Annotated in this window: 10 protein-coding genes and 1 pseudogene; 2 read left to right on the forward strand and 9 right to left on the reverse strand. The window is 36.1% G+C overall.

The genetic code is table 11. The features are described from left to right. Position 1: 1 nt before the first annotated feature. Positions 2–679 carry a 7-carboxy-7-deazaguanine synthase QueE gene (gene queE, locus ACM9HF_RS04660; protein ID WP_473614811.1) on the reverse strand — a complete coding sequence of 226 codons (678 nt, stop codon included), beginning with the start codon at positions 677–679 and terminating at the stop codon, positions 2–4. A gap of 119 nt (positions 680–798) precedes the next feature. Between queE and queC the strand changes: the two genes are divergently transcribed. Then, complete coding sequence (gene queC, locus ACM9HF_RS04665; RefSeq protein ID WP_077342861.1) at positions 799–1458, forward strand: 7-cyano-7-deazaguanine synthase QueC; 660 nt, start codon at positions 799–801, stop codon at positions 1456–1458. Positions 1459–1527: 69 nt separating this feature from the next. On the opposite strand, the gene ACM9HF_RS04670 is transcribed toward queC, so the two are convergent. The 3 genes from ACM9HF_RS04670 to ACM9HF_RS04680 form a co-directional block, all read right to left on the reverse strand. Beyond that, a complete protein-coding gene (locus ACM9HF_RS04670; protein WP_473614814.1) occupies positions 1528–2751 on the reverse strand; it encodes a DEAD/DEAH box helicase in 1224 nt (407 codons plus the stop codon). Positions 2752–2844: 93 nt separating this feature from the next. Beyond that, positions 2845–3117: a type II toxin-antitoxin system RelE/ParE family toxin gene (locus ACM9HF_RS04675; RefSeq protein WP_473614817.1), complete on the reverse strand. Its 273-nt coding sequence runs from the start codon at positions 3115–3117 to the stop codon at positions 2845–2847. Positions 3118–3196: 79 nt separating this feature from the next. Next, positions 3197–4084 carry a LysR family transcriptional regulator gene (locus ACM9HF_RS04680; RefSeq protein ID WP_473614821.1) on the reverse strand — a complete coding sequence of 296 codons (888 nt, stop codon included), beginning with the start codon at positions 4082–4084 and terminating at the stop codon, positions 3197–3199. Positions 4085–4231: 147 nt separating this feature from the next. Between ACM9HF_RS04680 and ACM9HF_RS04685 the strand changes: the two genes are divergently transcribed. Further along, complete coding sequence (locus tag ACM9HF_RS04685; protein WP_473618255.1) at positions 4232–5404, forward strand: MFS transporter; 1173 nt, start codon at positions 4232–4234, stop codon at positions 5402–5404. A 341-nt stretch (positions 5405–5745) separates the two neighbouring features. Here ACM9HF_RS04685 and ACM9HF_RS04690 read toward each other — a convergent pair whose 3' ends face one another. The 5 genes and pseudogenes from ACM9HF_RS04690 to ACM9HF_RS04710 all read right to left on the reverse strand — a co-directional run bounded on the left by ACM9HF_RS04690 (position 5746) and on the right by ACM9HF_RS04710 (position 16376). Beyond that, positions 5746–6132: an RNA-binding S4 domain-containing protein gene (locus ACM9HF_RS04690; RefSeq protein ID WP_473614825.1), complete on the reverse strand. Its 387-nt coding sequence runs from the start codon at positions 6130–6132 to the stop codon at positions 5746–5748. A gap of 342 nt (positions 6133–6474) precedes the next feature. Continuing rightward, on the reverse strand, positions 6475–7485 hold the full coding sequence (gene pyrD, locus ACM9HF_RS04695) for a quinone-dependent dihydroorotate dehydrogenase (protein WP_473614829.1): 1011 nt from the start codon (positions 7483–7485) through the stop codon (positions 6475–6477). Between the two features lie 295 nt (positions 7486–7780). Then, the gene (locus ACM9HF_RS04700; protein ID WP_473614833.1) at positions 7781–12622 is read right to left on the reverse strand and encodes an NAD-glutamate dehydrogenase; all 4842 of its coding nucleotides are present in this window, start codon (positions 12620–12622) and stop codon (positions 7781–7783) included. A 372-nt stretch (positions 12623–12994) separates the two neighbouring features. Next, positions 12995–15285, reverse strand: a pseudogene (locus tag ACM9HF_RS04705) (efflux RND transporter permease subunit). A 65-nt stretch (positions 15286–15350) separates the two neighbouring features. Next, positions 15351–16376, reverse strand: a complete 1026-nt coding sequence (locus ACM9HF_RS04710; protein ID WP_473614836.1) for a WD40/YVTN/BNR-like repeat-containing protein — start codon at positions 16374–16376, stop codon at positions 15351–15353. Positions 16377–16424: the final 48 nt, after the last annotated feature.

The following is a 16424-nucleotide window of genomic DNA, read 5'->3' on the forward strand; positions in this document are numbered from 1 at the left end:
GCTATTCAATTCCAATATATTTATGTACTTGAATAGACAAACGCCAGTTATTTTTAATACAGGTTTCAATCGCCAGCTCAGTAGCGCGTTGCTTTTGACTAATAGGCTGTAAATAAATTGGCGTGTTAATGACTTCATGCTCGGCAAGTAGTTTTTGAAGCTCGTCAACATGATGCTCAGTGGCTACAGGGTGCTTTATTTCGTTAGCACGCTCTAACGCTGAACGTAAAATTTTATAGCCACCTTTCATATTAATTTTAGGCGATACCGTAACCCAGCACTTATCGGTAACTCTCACTTCAAACGTACCTGACGTTTCTACTTGCGTACTATAACCAAGTTCCTCAAAGCCTGCACATAAAGGGGTTAGGTCAACCATGCAAGGTTCGCCACCCGTAATAACAATATGTTTAGCTTGGTAACCTTGTTTTTTTACCCAATCAAGTATTTGTTCAACCGACATATTAGCCCATTGGGTAGATTCTTCACGCTTACTTGCCATTATTTCAGTAGACACTGAATCATCAAGATTAATGTCCCATGTATGTTTAGTATCACACCAAGAACAAGCTACAGGACAGCCCTGTAAACGAATAAATATAGAAGGTTGTCCGGTAAAAGAACCTTCGCCTTGAATGGTTTCGAAGAACTCATTAATTTTATAGCAAGTTGTTTTCACTTTTGTGCTTTAGCCTGTGTTGGTTTTCTAGTAAAATGCGCGCTTTTATTATTATAACCCGAACTCTTGTTAATCACTTAACGAGAATTGCGGGTATTGTACCTCAAGAGACATTACAAATGGCTAACAAAGTTGTTGTTATTTATTCAGGCGGCATGGATTCATTCACCGTACTTAATCGCGCTATCAAAGATGGAAAAGAAGTGTATGCCCTCTCTTTCGATTACGGACAACGCCACGTTAAAGAGCTTGAATGCGCAAGCCAAGTTTGTAATGAACTAGGTGTTCAACATAAAGTAATAGATATTTCAGCCATCAACCAATTATTAGCGGGTTCATCGTTAACTGATGATATTGATATTCCTGAAGGTCATTACGAAGCTGAAAACATGAAGTCGACTATTGTGCCTAACCGCAATATGATTTTACTTTCGTTAGCTGTTGGTTATGCTGTTTCAGTAGGTGCTGAACAAGTCTATTACGGCGCACATTCAGGCGATCATGCCATTTACCCTGATTGCAGACCTGAATTTGTAATGAAAATGAATGACGTTTGCCAAATTGCCAACTACGAAGCCGTTGAAATATTTAGCCCATACTTAAACGTAGATAAAACTGCAATTTTAGCCGACGGTATTAGCATGAACCTCGACTACAGTAATACATGGACCTGCTATAACGGCCGTGAAAAAGCTTGTGGAAAATGTGGTGCTTGCCAAGAACGTTTAGAAGCGTTTGAAGAAAATAACGTAACCGACCCAATTGCATACGAAGGTTAGTGCCATTTAATTGAACACTGTAGAATAAATAGTACCATTTGGGTGTAGTTATTCATTTTGATACTGCTCTCATCTTCTCTTTGTTCTACTTTTATTGGTTTTAGTTGTTTTTTTAACCGATTTCTTTTTCTTACTTGGTACAGGCGCTTTTGAAAATTCTTTATGAAAAGGCTGCTGCGTAACAACAGGAATAGCTTGCCCTATGCTGGTTTCAATATTGGTTAATTGCCTTACATCATTTTCTACAGCAAATGAAATGGCCTTGCCACTTTTACCCGCACGAGCCGTTCGTCCTATGCGATGTATATAGTTTCTTGGATCTTCAGGCAGATTATAATTAATCACTAACGAAATATTATCAACATCAATGCCACGTGCAGCAACGTCTGTTGCCACCAATACTCTTAACGTAGATTCTTTAAAGTTTTGTAATGCTTCTTCCCTTACGGCTTGTGTTTTACCACTGTGGAGGCTTGCAGCAGTTATGGATTCTTTTTCTAGAGCTTTAACTATTATGTCGGCGCCATACTTTGTTTTACAAAAGATGAGTACTTTTTCATAGTCAGAGTTTTCTAATATATTAAACAGCAAAGGCACTTTATTCGCTTTTTCAAGCTGGTATACGCTTTGATTAACCAAGTCGATAGTCACTGTTTCTGCAGCAATTTGAACTTTTATTGGATTTCTTAATATGGCTTGTGCAAGTATTTCTATTTCTGCTGGCATAGTTGCTGAAAATAAGAGTGTTTGGCGCTTCTTTGGCAGTTTAGATATTATGGTTTGAACATCATTAAAGAACCCCATATCAAGCATGGTATCAGCTTCATCTAATACAAATACTTCTAACGCCTCAAAGTTTATATCGCCTGTTTCAATTAAATCTAACAACCTTCCAGGAGTGGCCACTAATATATCAAGCCCGAGTGCAATAGCGTCAACTTGGGGTTGTCTGCCAACACCGCCATACACAACTTTAGTTTTAAGACCTAACCCATCAGAGTAGTCATCAATGTTTTGCATTATTTGCGAGGCAAGCTCACGAGTAGGCGTTAAAATAAGCGAACGTGTACTTTTAGCTTTAATATCAATTTTATTGCGGCCAAAATTATTGATAATAGGTAATGAAAAAGCCGCCGTTTTTCCGGTTCCCGTTTGCGCGATACCAAGCAGATCTTTGCCCTTAATAAGTACAGGGATACATTCTTGTTGGATTGGAGTGGGCTGTGTATAGCCTTTCAGACTAACGCGGTCAATAATTGACGCTAAAAGTGAAAATGCTTTAAATTCTGACATGCTGTTTCGGTATTCTTTAATTAATAGCTGGCTATTCTAACAGAATGCTTAAACATGTTTAACATGCATTTCAGATGATAGTTTTTTATGGCTCTAGGTTAGACAGGTCGTTGTAAGATAAATCGTTGTAAATCTCGCTCTTCCCGCATCACAATATACTCTATTACTTTCAACTTTATAGAAAATACGACACGGATTAACGATCAGCTCTTTGTAAATTAAGTGACTTAATTTTGCAGGCACTTCGCCTAAATCAGGATGCACTTCTAATCTTGATATTTTATCAAATACTGTGTGAACTAATTGTTTAGCAGCGTTTGAAGAAAATAACGTAACGACCCAACTGATTATGAATGGAAATAGCACTAAATCTTATACAGGATTGTGCCATTAATAAGAACTAGGCTACATTCCGACAAAGTAAACAATCCCAAACTCACATTCATCATAATGTTAGTTTGGGTTTGATGAAGTCTATAAATGCTTTAACCCTTTCAGAAGCTGCTGACGATTTATAAAATACAGCATTCACCAACTCCCTATCAGTTCCTTGAATTCTATATGACTCTATCAATGAAATGAGTTTACCTGACGCTATATCTTGATTAACCATAAAGCCAGATAAGCACGTTATACCACTTCCCGATAAAGCTAGTTGACGGATAGTTTCTCCATTACTTGCCGTTATTGTTGGTTTGATTACATCAGCCCCTCTAATTGGCCATTTATTGAGTGTTTTAATATTTGAAAAACCGATTAAGGTATGATTTTTCAAATCTATTGGTTTTTTAGGTAAACCGTTTTGTGCAATATATTGGGGAGATGCAACGATAAAAAGTGAGCTTTTTCCTAAAGTTTTGGTATGTAGTGTTGAGTCATCTAACTTCCCTATTCTAATTGCTACATCGGTACGTTTTTCAATTAAATCGACTATTCCCTCATTAGAATTAAGTTCAATTTCAATACTGGGGTAAGCCTTTTTAAACGCATTTATATGAGGCGCTATTTGATGAAATATAAATGGGCTAGCAGCATCAATACGTAACTTTCCTTGCAGGATCTTTCCCTGAACGGTTATATCTGCTTCTGCATTTTGAATATGCTGAAGACCAATATTGACTGCATCAACAAATTTTTTACCTTCATCTGTCAACATAACCCGTCTAGTGGTACGAATTAATATAGTTGCGCCCAGATCTTTTTCTATTTTAGTTACAGAACGTGATATGCGAGCAACTTGAATATTTAATGCGTCAGCGGCAGCAGAAAATCCGCCAAACTCAACAACGGCTAATAAAAGCTCTAAATCATCTGATCTTGTTTTTAAATTCAAATTAACCTCATTTATTACAATAGTATTTTGTAAGTAACACTATTTATTGCAACAGTTTAACAGGTAATAATTACGCCAACAAACAGAAGTAAGGGCTTCTTTAACTCCCTACTTCAAATCACTGTATTAATTAAACTGGAGATTATGATGCCACTAGCATTACTTGCATTAGCACTCAGCGCTTTTGCGATAGGAACAACCGAATTTGTGATTGTTGGATTACTACCAACAATGGCACAAGACCTTAGTATATCAATCCCTTCAGCAGGCTTATTGGTTAGCCTATACGCATTAGGTGTAGCGATAGGAGCGCCAGTTTTAACCGCTTTTACAAGTAAATGGAATAGAAAAAACGTCTTGCTATCGGTTATGGGATTATTTGTTATTGGAAACTTAGTCGCTTGGCAAGCACCTAGTTTTGAAGCATTAATAATAGCTAGAATACTCACAGGACTGGCACATGGCGTATTTTTCTCTATAGGCTCTACCATTGCCACAAGCTTAGTGCCGAAAGAAAAAGGAGCAAGTGCTATTGCCATTATGTTCACAGGCTTAACCGTTGCTTTAGTAACAGGGGTTCCATTAGGTACTTATATCGGTCAAGTATTTGGTTGGGAAGCTACCTTTTTAACGGTATCTATTTTAGGTTTATTAGCCATGATTGGCAGCGCTATACTCGTCCCGAGCAATTTAAAGCAAGCTAAATCAACTAACCTTGCGGCCCAGATGAAAGTGTTAACTCATCCAAGGTTACTATTAGTTTATGCGATCACAGCAATTGGTTATGGCGGAACTTTTATTGCTTTTACTTACTTAGCCCCCATTCTTAATGAAGTGACTGGTTTTGAGCCTAGTTCGGTAGGTTTAATACTTTTAGTGTACGGGATCTCTGTTGCTGTCGGAAACATATGGGGCGGAAAAATGGCTGATAATTTTGGCCCTATTAAAGCATTAACCATAATTTTTTCAGGACTTGCTGGCATATTATTAGTGTTAAACTTTACCGCTTATAACCCTGTTGCCGCTGTGGTAACTATTTTAGTGTGGGGAGCATTTGCTTTTGGCAACGTGCCCGGCTTGCAAGTTTATATTGTAAAGCTAGCTGAAAAATACACACCTGATGCGGTAGATGTTGCATCGGGTCTAAACATTGCAGCTTTCAATGTAGGCATTGCAATAGGAGCATGGGGAGGTGGCATTATTGTTGAAGAGCATGGTTTAATGAATACACCTTGGGTTGGCGCTGTTGTTGTTTTAATTGCACTTATGTTAACGCGTTTTAGTGGTAGTTTAGATAGAAAGGCGCAAGTCATAAATTAGTTAAAACCATACCCTAAACTTGAAGCGCTGCTTTGATATCTAAAGCAGCGTTTATGGCATCATATCTATCTAGAAGAATTTTCGACTATTATAGGCTTAACGTTAACATATAATAGTTAAGGGCTACGGCAGCCTGAGCTTCAAGCATTTAAACGCATCCGTAGAACAGCGTTTATTCGCTATTTCTACTACGTTATCGCATTAGAGTAGAATCACCTTGTATAAAAGACTAATAAACTACTGCAAAAACAATCAGCAAAGTTGAATAGGCCCTAGTTTTTTTGTTTTCGATGAATTTAATAACGTTCGATACAAACTCGACTACTTCACCGAACTATTATCTAAATGGTTTTAGACTCAGCAGCTTTCTCCTTTTTACGTTCGTTCAACGGTTTAGCAACCGTTCCTGATGCAATAACTCGCGCTTTACTTTTAGCTATTCTTTTCTTTTTTGCGCTTACATTTGCTGATGCTATTTTACTAATAACTTCTGCTGGTTTTTTAGTTGGATTAAAAGCAAGTTCAATCGTTTTGCCGTTATGTTCGATAATATCGCCACGGCGTACTTTTTTACGCTTTTGATCGACAACTTTTTTATTAACTAAAACATTACCTTCACTGATCATGGTTTTTGCTTCGCCAGCGCTTTCAGCCATGTTAGATATTTTGAGTAATTTAAATAGTTCTATCGGTTCAACACAAATGTCGAAAATTGAATGTGCAGACATGAAATACGCCTAGTGATTTTAAATAATAATATGGTTAAATTCTAACATGTATTGAATCAAACTTATATTAAGCATAATTGACAATTAATATTGGATAGATAGTTACAAAAAAACTCCATTACGGAGTTTTTTATTACAACAATTTTTTATCAAAAACTTAACCTGTTCCTTTGTTTTTCTAAGCTATATTAGCGTCTCAACATTGATGTTTTTGTGTATAACAAGACGATTTTTTCTATCTAACAGCTGGCTATTAGTCATAAATCCAACGAAGTTAGGCACAAAAATAGCTTGTTGAGTCGCTTTGCTTATCCCGAGCTGAGGTTAAATAGATAATGCAGACTAAAGTGCGTTAACTACGTCTTTAATTAGGTCTGGGCCTTGGTAAATAAAACCTGTGTAAACTTGCACTAGTTTAGCGCCAGCTTCTATTTTTTCTTTCGCATCAGCACCATTTGAAATACCACCAACACCAATAATCGGCAGTTTATTATCTAACGCTTTAGCCAATAACTTAATCACTTGTGTGCTTTTTTCTTTAACTGGTGCGCCGCTTAAGCCCCCCATTTCATCACAATGTTCTAAGCCTTGAACACCTTCGCGTGAAAGTGTTGTATTGGTAGCGATTACGCCATCAATATTGTTAGCAATTAAACATTCTGCGATAGATTCTACTTCTGGTTCTGTTAAGTCTGGCGCAATTTTTACTGCGATAGGTACGTATTTCCCGTATTTTTCAGCAAGCGTAGTTTGCTCAGCTTTAAGGGCAGAAAGTAACTCGTTTAACGCATCGCCGTATTGTAAAGAGCGTAAACCCGGTGTGTTAGGTGACGATATGTTAATGGTAATATACGAAGCAAAGTTATACACTTTTTGCATACAGTGAATGTAATCGTCTTTCGCATTTTCTTCTGGTGTGTCTTTGTTTTTACCTATGTTAATACCTAAAACACCTTTAAATTGCGCTTTACGCACTTGGTCTACTAGGTAATCTACCCCTTTGTTGTTAAAGCCCATACGGTTAATAACCGCGCTTGCTTGAGGTATTCTAAAAATACGTGGTTTGTCGTTACCTGGTTGTGGACGAGGTGTTACTGTACCCACTTCAACAAAACCAAAGCCCATTGCGCCAAAAGCAGGAATACATTCGCCGTTTTTGTCTAACCCAGCTGCTAAACCAATAGGATTAGGAAAATCAATCCCCATAACCGTTACAGGCTTTGATGGTACGTTTTGACAATATAAAGCTCTTAGAGGCGTGGTTCCTGTATTTTTTAATGCTTTTATGGTCATTTCATGAATGGTTTCAGCATCAAACTTAAAAAACACTTTACGAATAGCAGAATAAAACATAACACCTCAGAGCAAATTAATAGATAAGTAAACGAGTGTTTTTTTGTGAAAATAAAAATCCCCGCACAATTGGCGGGGATTTTATCAGTTAAAGATTCACCATTAAAGGCTACTTTCTATTTAATAAAGATTTATACCAAGTCTATTAAGTTTTTTCCCACTCTGCGAGAGTTAAAAGGCTTAGAGGCAAGGCATTTATTTTAATAAGGAGTGTTCTAATTATTAAATAAATAACGATGTAATTGCCCATTTAAACGAGTATAAATGATCAGTTGGTTAGTGCGATTGGCACTATCTACTTATCAGGATCACACTTTAAGCTAAGTAGCATTAATTCACGCAAGGCTACTGAGAACTTAGCAAACTCGTGAGTTTCGCCAATTCTAAACTCGGCTAATATATGATTCCAACGCTCTAATGACTGTTGGTTTTCTTCAAACCAGTTGTCTAATAACACCTTCGTTTCTTTTGTTTTAGTATCTGTACGTAAAATAACGCTAGCAAGAGAACGTTGTTGCCAATCTAACTCTTCACGGTATGACGCTCTTGCTAATGCTTGCCAATGGTTAGCTACTGGCTGGCGTGTTATTTGATCTAAGAACCAATGTAAGTCTAATCGGGCACCTAATTCAAAATAAGTACTTGCCACTATACTCACTTCTCTATCACCTTCTGCGGTTAATTCTGCAATATCCATTGCTGAGAAAATAGAGCTGAGTTTAGCAACATAGTTTGCAATATCTTCAGGTACATTTGATTTAACTAAATCGCTTTCAATACGTTTTAATTGCTCTACTTCATCGTCAACCATATATGTGTATATATTATTACTTAGGTCAATAAAGGTAGAACGATAAATTTTAATTGAGTCTGCAACATTTAACGACTTATTACGATGACGTAAGAACCAACGTGTTGCTCTTCTTACTGTTCGGCGTATCTGAAATAGCATTTCTGTTTGAACAGCGGTAGATATTTTATTATCTAAGTCTTCAATTTTTTCCCACACTTCAGTCATACCAAATACATTACTTGCCACTGTGTAACAATTAGCAATTTCAGCGACTGTAGCACCTGTTTCTTCAAACATTCGATTGATAAAATTAAAACCCATGTCATTACCAATAGCATTGGCAAGTTGTGTTGCTATAATTTCAGCTCGTAGTGGATGATTTTGCATTTCCACTAAATATTTTTGCTGTAACTTCTTAGGGAAGTACTCAACCAAGAACTTATCGTAATAAGAGTTTCCGGTAATTTCAGGGCAAACTAGGTCGTCTTTTAATACCATTTTATTGTAGGCAAGTAATACGGATAACTCAGGTCGAGTGAGTCCATTACCTTTGATCAAACGATCGGCTATTTCATCATCATTAGGAATAAACTCTAATGCGCGATCAAGCTTACCTGTTCGCTCAAGTTCACTAATAAAACGAGATTGCTCTTTTAACTGACTTCCACCACGCATAGCGGTAATTGAAAGTGAATGTGTTTGGCGGTAACAATCTTCCAGTACTTTTTCAGATACATCGTCTGTCATATCGTAAAGTAATTTATTACGTTGCTTAACGGTTAAATCACCATTTTGCACAAGACTATTCAGTAAAATTTTAATATTTACTTCTTTATCTGAACAGTCAACACCACCGGCGTTATCAATCGCATCCGTATTAATGCGCCCACCATTAGCAGCAAATTCAATTCGCCCTAGTTGAGTAAAACCTAAGTTACCACCTTCACCTACTACTTTAGCTTGTAACTCATTACCATTTATACGTAAGGCATCATTGGCTCTATCACCCACATCTAAATGTGTTTCTTTTGAAGATTTAACATAGGTACCTATGCCACCATTCCATAACAAGTCAACCTGCATTTTCAATATGGCTTGCATTAACTCTAGTGGAGACATGCTTTGCTTTTGCGTACCCAACATTTTTTTAATTTGTGGTGTTAATTTTAAAGATTTAGCTGAGCGGCTATAAATTTCGCCCCCTTCAGAAAGTAATTTTTTATTATAATCGTCCCATGTACAACCTGGTAAATTAAATAAACGTTCGCGCTCTTTATAAGAACTTGCTGCGTCAGGCGTAGGATCCACAAATATATGCATGTGGTTGAAGGCCGCTTGTAAACGTATATGTTTAGATAAAAGCATACCATTACCAAATACGTCTCCCGCCATATCGCCTATAGCGATACAAGTAAAATCAGTTGTTTGGCAATCAATATCCATTTCTCTGAAATGGCGTTTAACAGACTCCCATCCTCCTTTAGCGGTAATGCCCATGCCTTTATGGTCGTAACCTACACTACCACCTGAGGCAAAAGCGTCGCCCATCCAGAAGTTATATTCTTCTGAAATTCCGTTAGCAATATCAGAGAACGTTGCTGTACCTTTATCAGCCGCAACCACTAAGTAAGCATCGTCTTCATCGAGTCTTACTACACTTTTTGGTGGTACAATTTCACCGCCTACGATGTTGTCGGTAATATCTAATAAACCACGTATAAATGTTTTATAACATTCTTTACCAGCTTCAAATATTTCTGCTCTTGTTCCTTCGGGTAGTTGCTTACAAACAAAACCACCTTTAGCACCAACAGGTACAATAACGGTATTTTTTACTTGTTGCGCTTTAACTAAACCTAAAACTTCAGTTCTAAAATCTTCACGTCTGTCTGACCAACGTAAACCACCTCGAGCCACTTTACCGCCACGTAAATGAACGCCTTCAACTTGTGGTGAATAAACAAATATTTCAAACTTAGGAACGGGTTGTGGTATTTCGCTAATTAACTTAGGTAAAATTTTAAATGAGATATAAGGCTTATCTTCATTATTTGCGTCTTTTTGAAAATAGTTAGTACGTATAGTCGCACTCATCATTTCAACAACTTTACGTATAATTCTATCGTCATCTAAGTTAGCAACATTGTCTAAAGAGGTTTCAATGTCATCTTCAGTTTTATTGATTGCTTTTTCTGACGATTTACCTTGCGGATCAAACTTCAAGTTAAATAATTTAATCAATAATTTAGCAATGTTTGGATAACGAGAAAAAGTGTCTTCTATATAGCTTTGACTAAACGTACCACCAATTTGGCGTTCATACTTTGCATAAGCTCTTAAGATTGAAACTTCTCGTCCGCCTAATTCAGCACCTAAAATTAATCGGTTGAAACCGTCATCTTCAAGTTTCCCTGACCATACTTTAGCAAAAGCGTCTTGGAATAAGCTTTGTACTTTTTCTAAGTTAAATTTACCTTTACCGGTAAGTAACATTGAAAAATCAAGTATCCAGTAGGTTTCACCGCCAGCCGTTTTTATTGAATAAGGGCTTTCACCAATAACGCGTAGACCAAAGTTTTCTAAAATAGGTAATACGTCAGATAAATGAATTGGGTCACCTAGATGAAATAACTTCAACTTAACTAAACGACTATCTGCACTTTCTTCTTGAGGCTGATAGAACAACATCTCTAAATGATTTTCAGGTGTAAGTGCTTCAAATTTTTCAATATCCACTAAAGCTGAACCTGGCAAAACTTCATCTTTATAAGCTTGTGGGAAGTGAACATACTTTCTAGAAAGTGTTTTCCCTAATGCTTCACCTTTATTAGAGTTTAAGGCCGTGGCTAACTTATCATCCCAACTAGAGGCCGCTTCATTTAAATTACGTTCAATTTCTTTCACATCAATATCCGCTTTAGTCGAATTAACCCTAACAATATAATGAGTACGCGCTTGAGCTGATTCAGAAAAATAAGTCGTAAACTCTACATCTTCTTCACTACCAAAGGTTTCTTTTAATAACGCTTGGGTTTGCATTCTAAGCTTTGTGTTATAGCGTTCTCTAGGTACATAAACCATGCAAGAATAAAAACGGTCAAAAGTATCTCTACGAACAAATAGCCCAGTATAGTCGCGCTCTTGCATTTGAAAAACACCCAACACATTACTAAGTAATGTTGAGGTAGTCGATTGTAATATTTCATCTCTAGGGTAAGTTTCTAAAATATTAATTAGAGCCTTATAAGCATGTGTACCTTGTGCAAATCCTGAAGATTCACATACACTAGCCACTTTAGATTTAATGAGTGGTAAATCAAGCGCGCTGTTGGTGTAATAAGCTGAACCAAATAAACCAATAAAACGGTCTTCTCCCAGTACATTACCTTTAGCATCAAAACGTTTAATACCAATATAATCAAGTAAAGCCGGACGATGAACACGTGAACGTGAATTAGATTTAGTTAATACTAATATGTTATTACCTAAAGCAACGTCTCTCGCCACTTCACTTAATTTAGAGAGTAATCGCTCTTCAGAACCTTTAGATTGCTTCATCAAGCCTAAGCTTGTTTCATTTTGAGCCGCTAAAGCAATATCACCCTTAATTGTTTTAATATCATATGAGCGATACCCCATAAAGGTGAAGTTATTGTCTAGTATCCAATCGAGAAATTCTAAGGTATCTTTATGCTCTTCTTTACTGCAAAAATACTTAGATTTTTTAACCGTTGTAATTATTTCGCTTAATTTAGTTTGCATGGTTTGCCAATCAGTAACCGTAAGAGATATGTCACTAACGACTGAATGTAACTCTTTAACTACACTATCAAGTAAGCTTTGTTCTGTAATACGATCAATTTCAATAAAAAATGCCGTTTCTGTTGAAGTGGCTTTAATTTTTTTATCTGAAGTTGCTGCCAATTGAATAATTTTATTATTGTTATCTCTAACAATTTTAATTGGACTATTTAGCATTAAGTGAGGGGTTAATCCTAACCTCCCCAAGGCTATTCTTAGTGAATCCACCAAAAACGGCATATCTTTAACAACGACTTCAATAACCGTATGGCTTGATTTCCAGCCATGTTTGGATACCTGAGGATTAAATACTTTAATAACAGGTTGATTAATTTTGTGATCATTAAGCGAGTTCCATAAGCTTAACGTTGCACCATACATATCACTGTCATTTCGATTGTTTAAATCAAGTGTTGATATATTTCCATACAGTAGTGTTGAAAATTGATCTACTAATGGTGCAATAGATTTAGGGACTTTAAGATGTATTAATTCTGTAACGTTGTTAAGTATTACGGAAGGTAAACCGTTTACTAATGCCATGCCTTGTTCCTTTTGGATAAAACACTTTATTGAATGTTGTAATAATTGTTATATTTTTTATTAACGATAGATGAGAAATGAGTATTTAGACATTTTTAAAATAACTTCATAAAATGCTTTTGAATGGGCTTACTCATTATTCATTTTTCATATCCATCTTTAATGATAGACGGTAATTAGGATTTTATTAGTAATTTTAAGCAATTGCGAGGAATTTTTATTGGAGTGAAAGTTTTACAAACGGGTTACAAGACGAAATATTCATAAGAAATGTTGTTTATTCACTTCCTATAAATAGAAAATGACCTTACGGTCATTTTCATGGTTAATTATTCACTATAAATTTTTGTGAAATAAATAAAATAAATTTAATTATTTTTTGTCTTTCCAAAGAAAAGCGGCAATAGCGGGTAAAATAACAACAGCAGCAAACATATTTACCAAAAACATAAAGGTTAATACGATTCCCATATCCACTTGAAACTTAAGATCTGAGAATAACCATGTTGATACACCAATAGCCAATGTTATACCGGTAATAATAACGGCACTTCCTCTTTCAGTTAATGCGGCATGATAAGCCGCTTTGACTGTAGCACCATTTTTAAGCCTTTCATTCATGGTAGAAAGAATATAAATACCATAGTCCACACCAATACCAACCCCTAAAGCGATAACTGGTAGTGTAGATACTGTTAAGCCTATATCTAATGCGGTCATTAACCATTGCGCTAATATAGAAACAATATATAAAGGAACAACCACTGATATAGTCGCTTTAATGCTTCTAAAGCTGAGTAAACATAAAATAATGACTGCACCATATACATACAACATCATAGGCAATTGAGCTTCTTTAACAGCTTCATTGGTTGCAGCCATCACACCTACAGGACCTGAAGCTAATTTAAAGGTTACCTCCTCATTATTTAATTCACTGGCATTAAGCTTCACTGCATCAACCACTCTATTAATTGTTTCTGCTTTATGATCATCCAAAAATAAAATAACCGGCATAGCACTACAATTGTTATTCAGTAAACCACTTGATGAAGGAACTCGAGCAATAGATTGAACAAGTGTTTGTTGATTTTTAGAAAGCACACGCCATTTAGCATTACCTTCGTTATAACCCGCATTAACTATTTTTGCGACAGACGCTAAACTAATTGCCGATTGCACGCCTGGAATGTTTTCCATTCGCCATTGAAACTGATCAATAACATTCATTATGTTGTGCTGTGTACATGCATCGGGCGTTGTTTCAACGATAATAGACATGTAATCAACACTAATAGCGTATCGATTAGTGATTAAGAAAGTGTCTTGATTATAACGAGAGGTTTCATGTAAGGCGGGTGCGCCAGCATGTAACTCCCCTATTTTCATATTTTGCGAATTAACATAACCTAAAATAAACAATAAGGCTGTGAATACAAGAATAATAGATGCTGGCCCTTTGGTTGCAAAATTTGCAATAAAGTCCCAAATAGTTCTTTTAATAGGATCTTTAACACCGTAATTTTTAGGTAAGCTTTTCTTTTTTTCTCTACCGTTGGAGAAATATGAATAAGCGATACTAATAAAGGTAGTAACACTAAATTAGTCAAAATAATCATGGCTACACCTAACGAAGCGGCAATAGCTAATTCTCTAATAATGCCAATATCGATAGAAAGCAGTGTTAAAAACCCAACAGTATCAGACAATAACGCAATACCACCGGGGATCAGTAATGCCGCGAAACTGATTTGTGCGGCTTCAAGACTTGTTTTGCCTTTCGACACGAGTTTTTTCACTGAGTTTATCATCTGAACGCCATGACTTACTCCAATAGCGAAGATCAGAAATGGGATCAAAATAGACATTGGATCAAGGCCGTAGCCTAATGTTGACAACATCCCCATTTGCCACACAACAGCAACAAACGAACAAGCAATAGGTAGTATGGTAAGTTTTATTGAACGACAGAAGAAGTAGACCATAACGGCTGTAATTGCTATTGCAATACCAAAAAAGGTTACAACGCTTTTAGCTCCATTAGCTACGTCCCCCACCATTTTAGCAAAACCTATAATATGAATACTTATATTATCTTTTTCAAAGTTTCCTCTGATCTGGGTTTCTAATTGCTCAGCGATACTAATAGAATCAAGCTTTTCCCCTGTTTCAGGATTAACGTCCATTAATGATGCATTTACCATGGCACAACTATAATCGTCTGAAACAATTCGCCCCACAATACCTGCTTTTTCAATATTACCTTTTACAGTATTTAAGCCCGCTTTATTAGGGACAAAACTTGCTGGTATAACGGGTCCACCAGCAAAACCGTCTTCAACAATTTCAACAAATCGAGTACTCGGTGAAAATAACGATTTAACTTGCGTTCTATCTATACCTGGAATAAAAAATAATTGATCGTGAACTCCTTTTAACGCATTAAAAAAAGATTCATTAAAAATATCGCCTTCTGCATCACATACTGATATTAAAATGTTATTTGCCCCACCAAAATTTTCTTGGTGCTTTAAATACGTTTTCATATAGCTATGTTGAAGAGGAATATTTTTTGTGAATGATGCGTCTAATTTGATCTGAGTTGCTTGAAATAATAAAAATGCGGTAATAACAGTAAACAAAAATAACACTAATGAGCGCATTTTAAATAAAGCATTTTCTGTACTTTTTGGAGAATGATTACTTGATGAAGAATTAATAGTCATAATTAATAATTTAACCCTGAAGAATTCATAAAAATGTTTTTAATTCCAACGTCTGAAACCGCAACAATTCTATTATTAAACCAAACGCCTGCAATTAATGATTTACCATCAGGCTGCACTTTTAATACAAAAGAATGACCATCGTCATGACTCTCAAGAATAACGCCATTATTACCTAGAATAAAAATACGCCCTTCATCTGATAACACAATAGAATTAAGTAATGATGTAGTGTCGGTTTTACTCTCAACCCACGGAGTACCATTTTTTAAACTTCTAAAAACATGTCCACGTAAACCTGCAACGAGTAAGTTCCCCTCATGGGTTCTAGATAAATCGAAGAATGAACCTCTGTATATTTCATCAAACTTTAGCCATGTAAGGCCTAAGTCATTACTTTTTGCAATTAAGCCTATTTCTCCAACAAGATATGTTGTTCTACCATCAGATATTATTCGATTAAAATGCGGTAAAATACTTTCTCTTTCATCAAAGTACGCCTCTTCATCATCAACTTTCAATTCTTCTAAAAAACTTTTATCTTCTGCTGATAAAAATTCTTCATGAAATTCTGACAACCATGTTTTCCCACCATCTATTGTTCTAAGAAATTGGCCATAAGCACCAACTGCCACACCGTGAAAGGGGTCTTGAAAAACAACATCTAATAAAGGTTTTTCTATTGTAGGATTTGTATATTGAAGAGCCCAATTATTACCACCGTTCGTAGTTTTTAATATGGTGGCATCATGACCTACAGCCCATCCCACAAGGTCGTTTATGAAAAACACGCTCGTTAACGTGACTTGAGTTGGAACAGAAACTTGTTGCCAATTATTCCCATCAACAGAAAGTAATATATGGCCTCTTTCTCCAACAGCGACTAATTTTTTTTGCTGTACACTTGTTATATCAAGTAATAGGGATTTTTCAGCTAATGGAGCAAGTACTGAAGAAGTCGTTACTTCATCTGCATTAGCGTACAGACCTATAAAACAACTCAAACAAACGATCAAAATACGTAACATAAAAAATTAAAACTCCAAATTATTTAATCTAAGCTTATACCAGTTTGA

The organism is Colwellia sp. RE-S-Sl-9 (genome assembly GCF_048296855.1).
Classification (GTDB): Bacteria; Pseudomonadota; Gammaproteobacteria; order Enterobacterales; family Alteromonadaceae; genus Pseudocolwellia.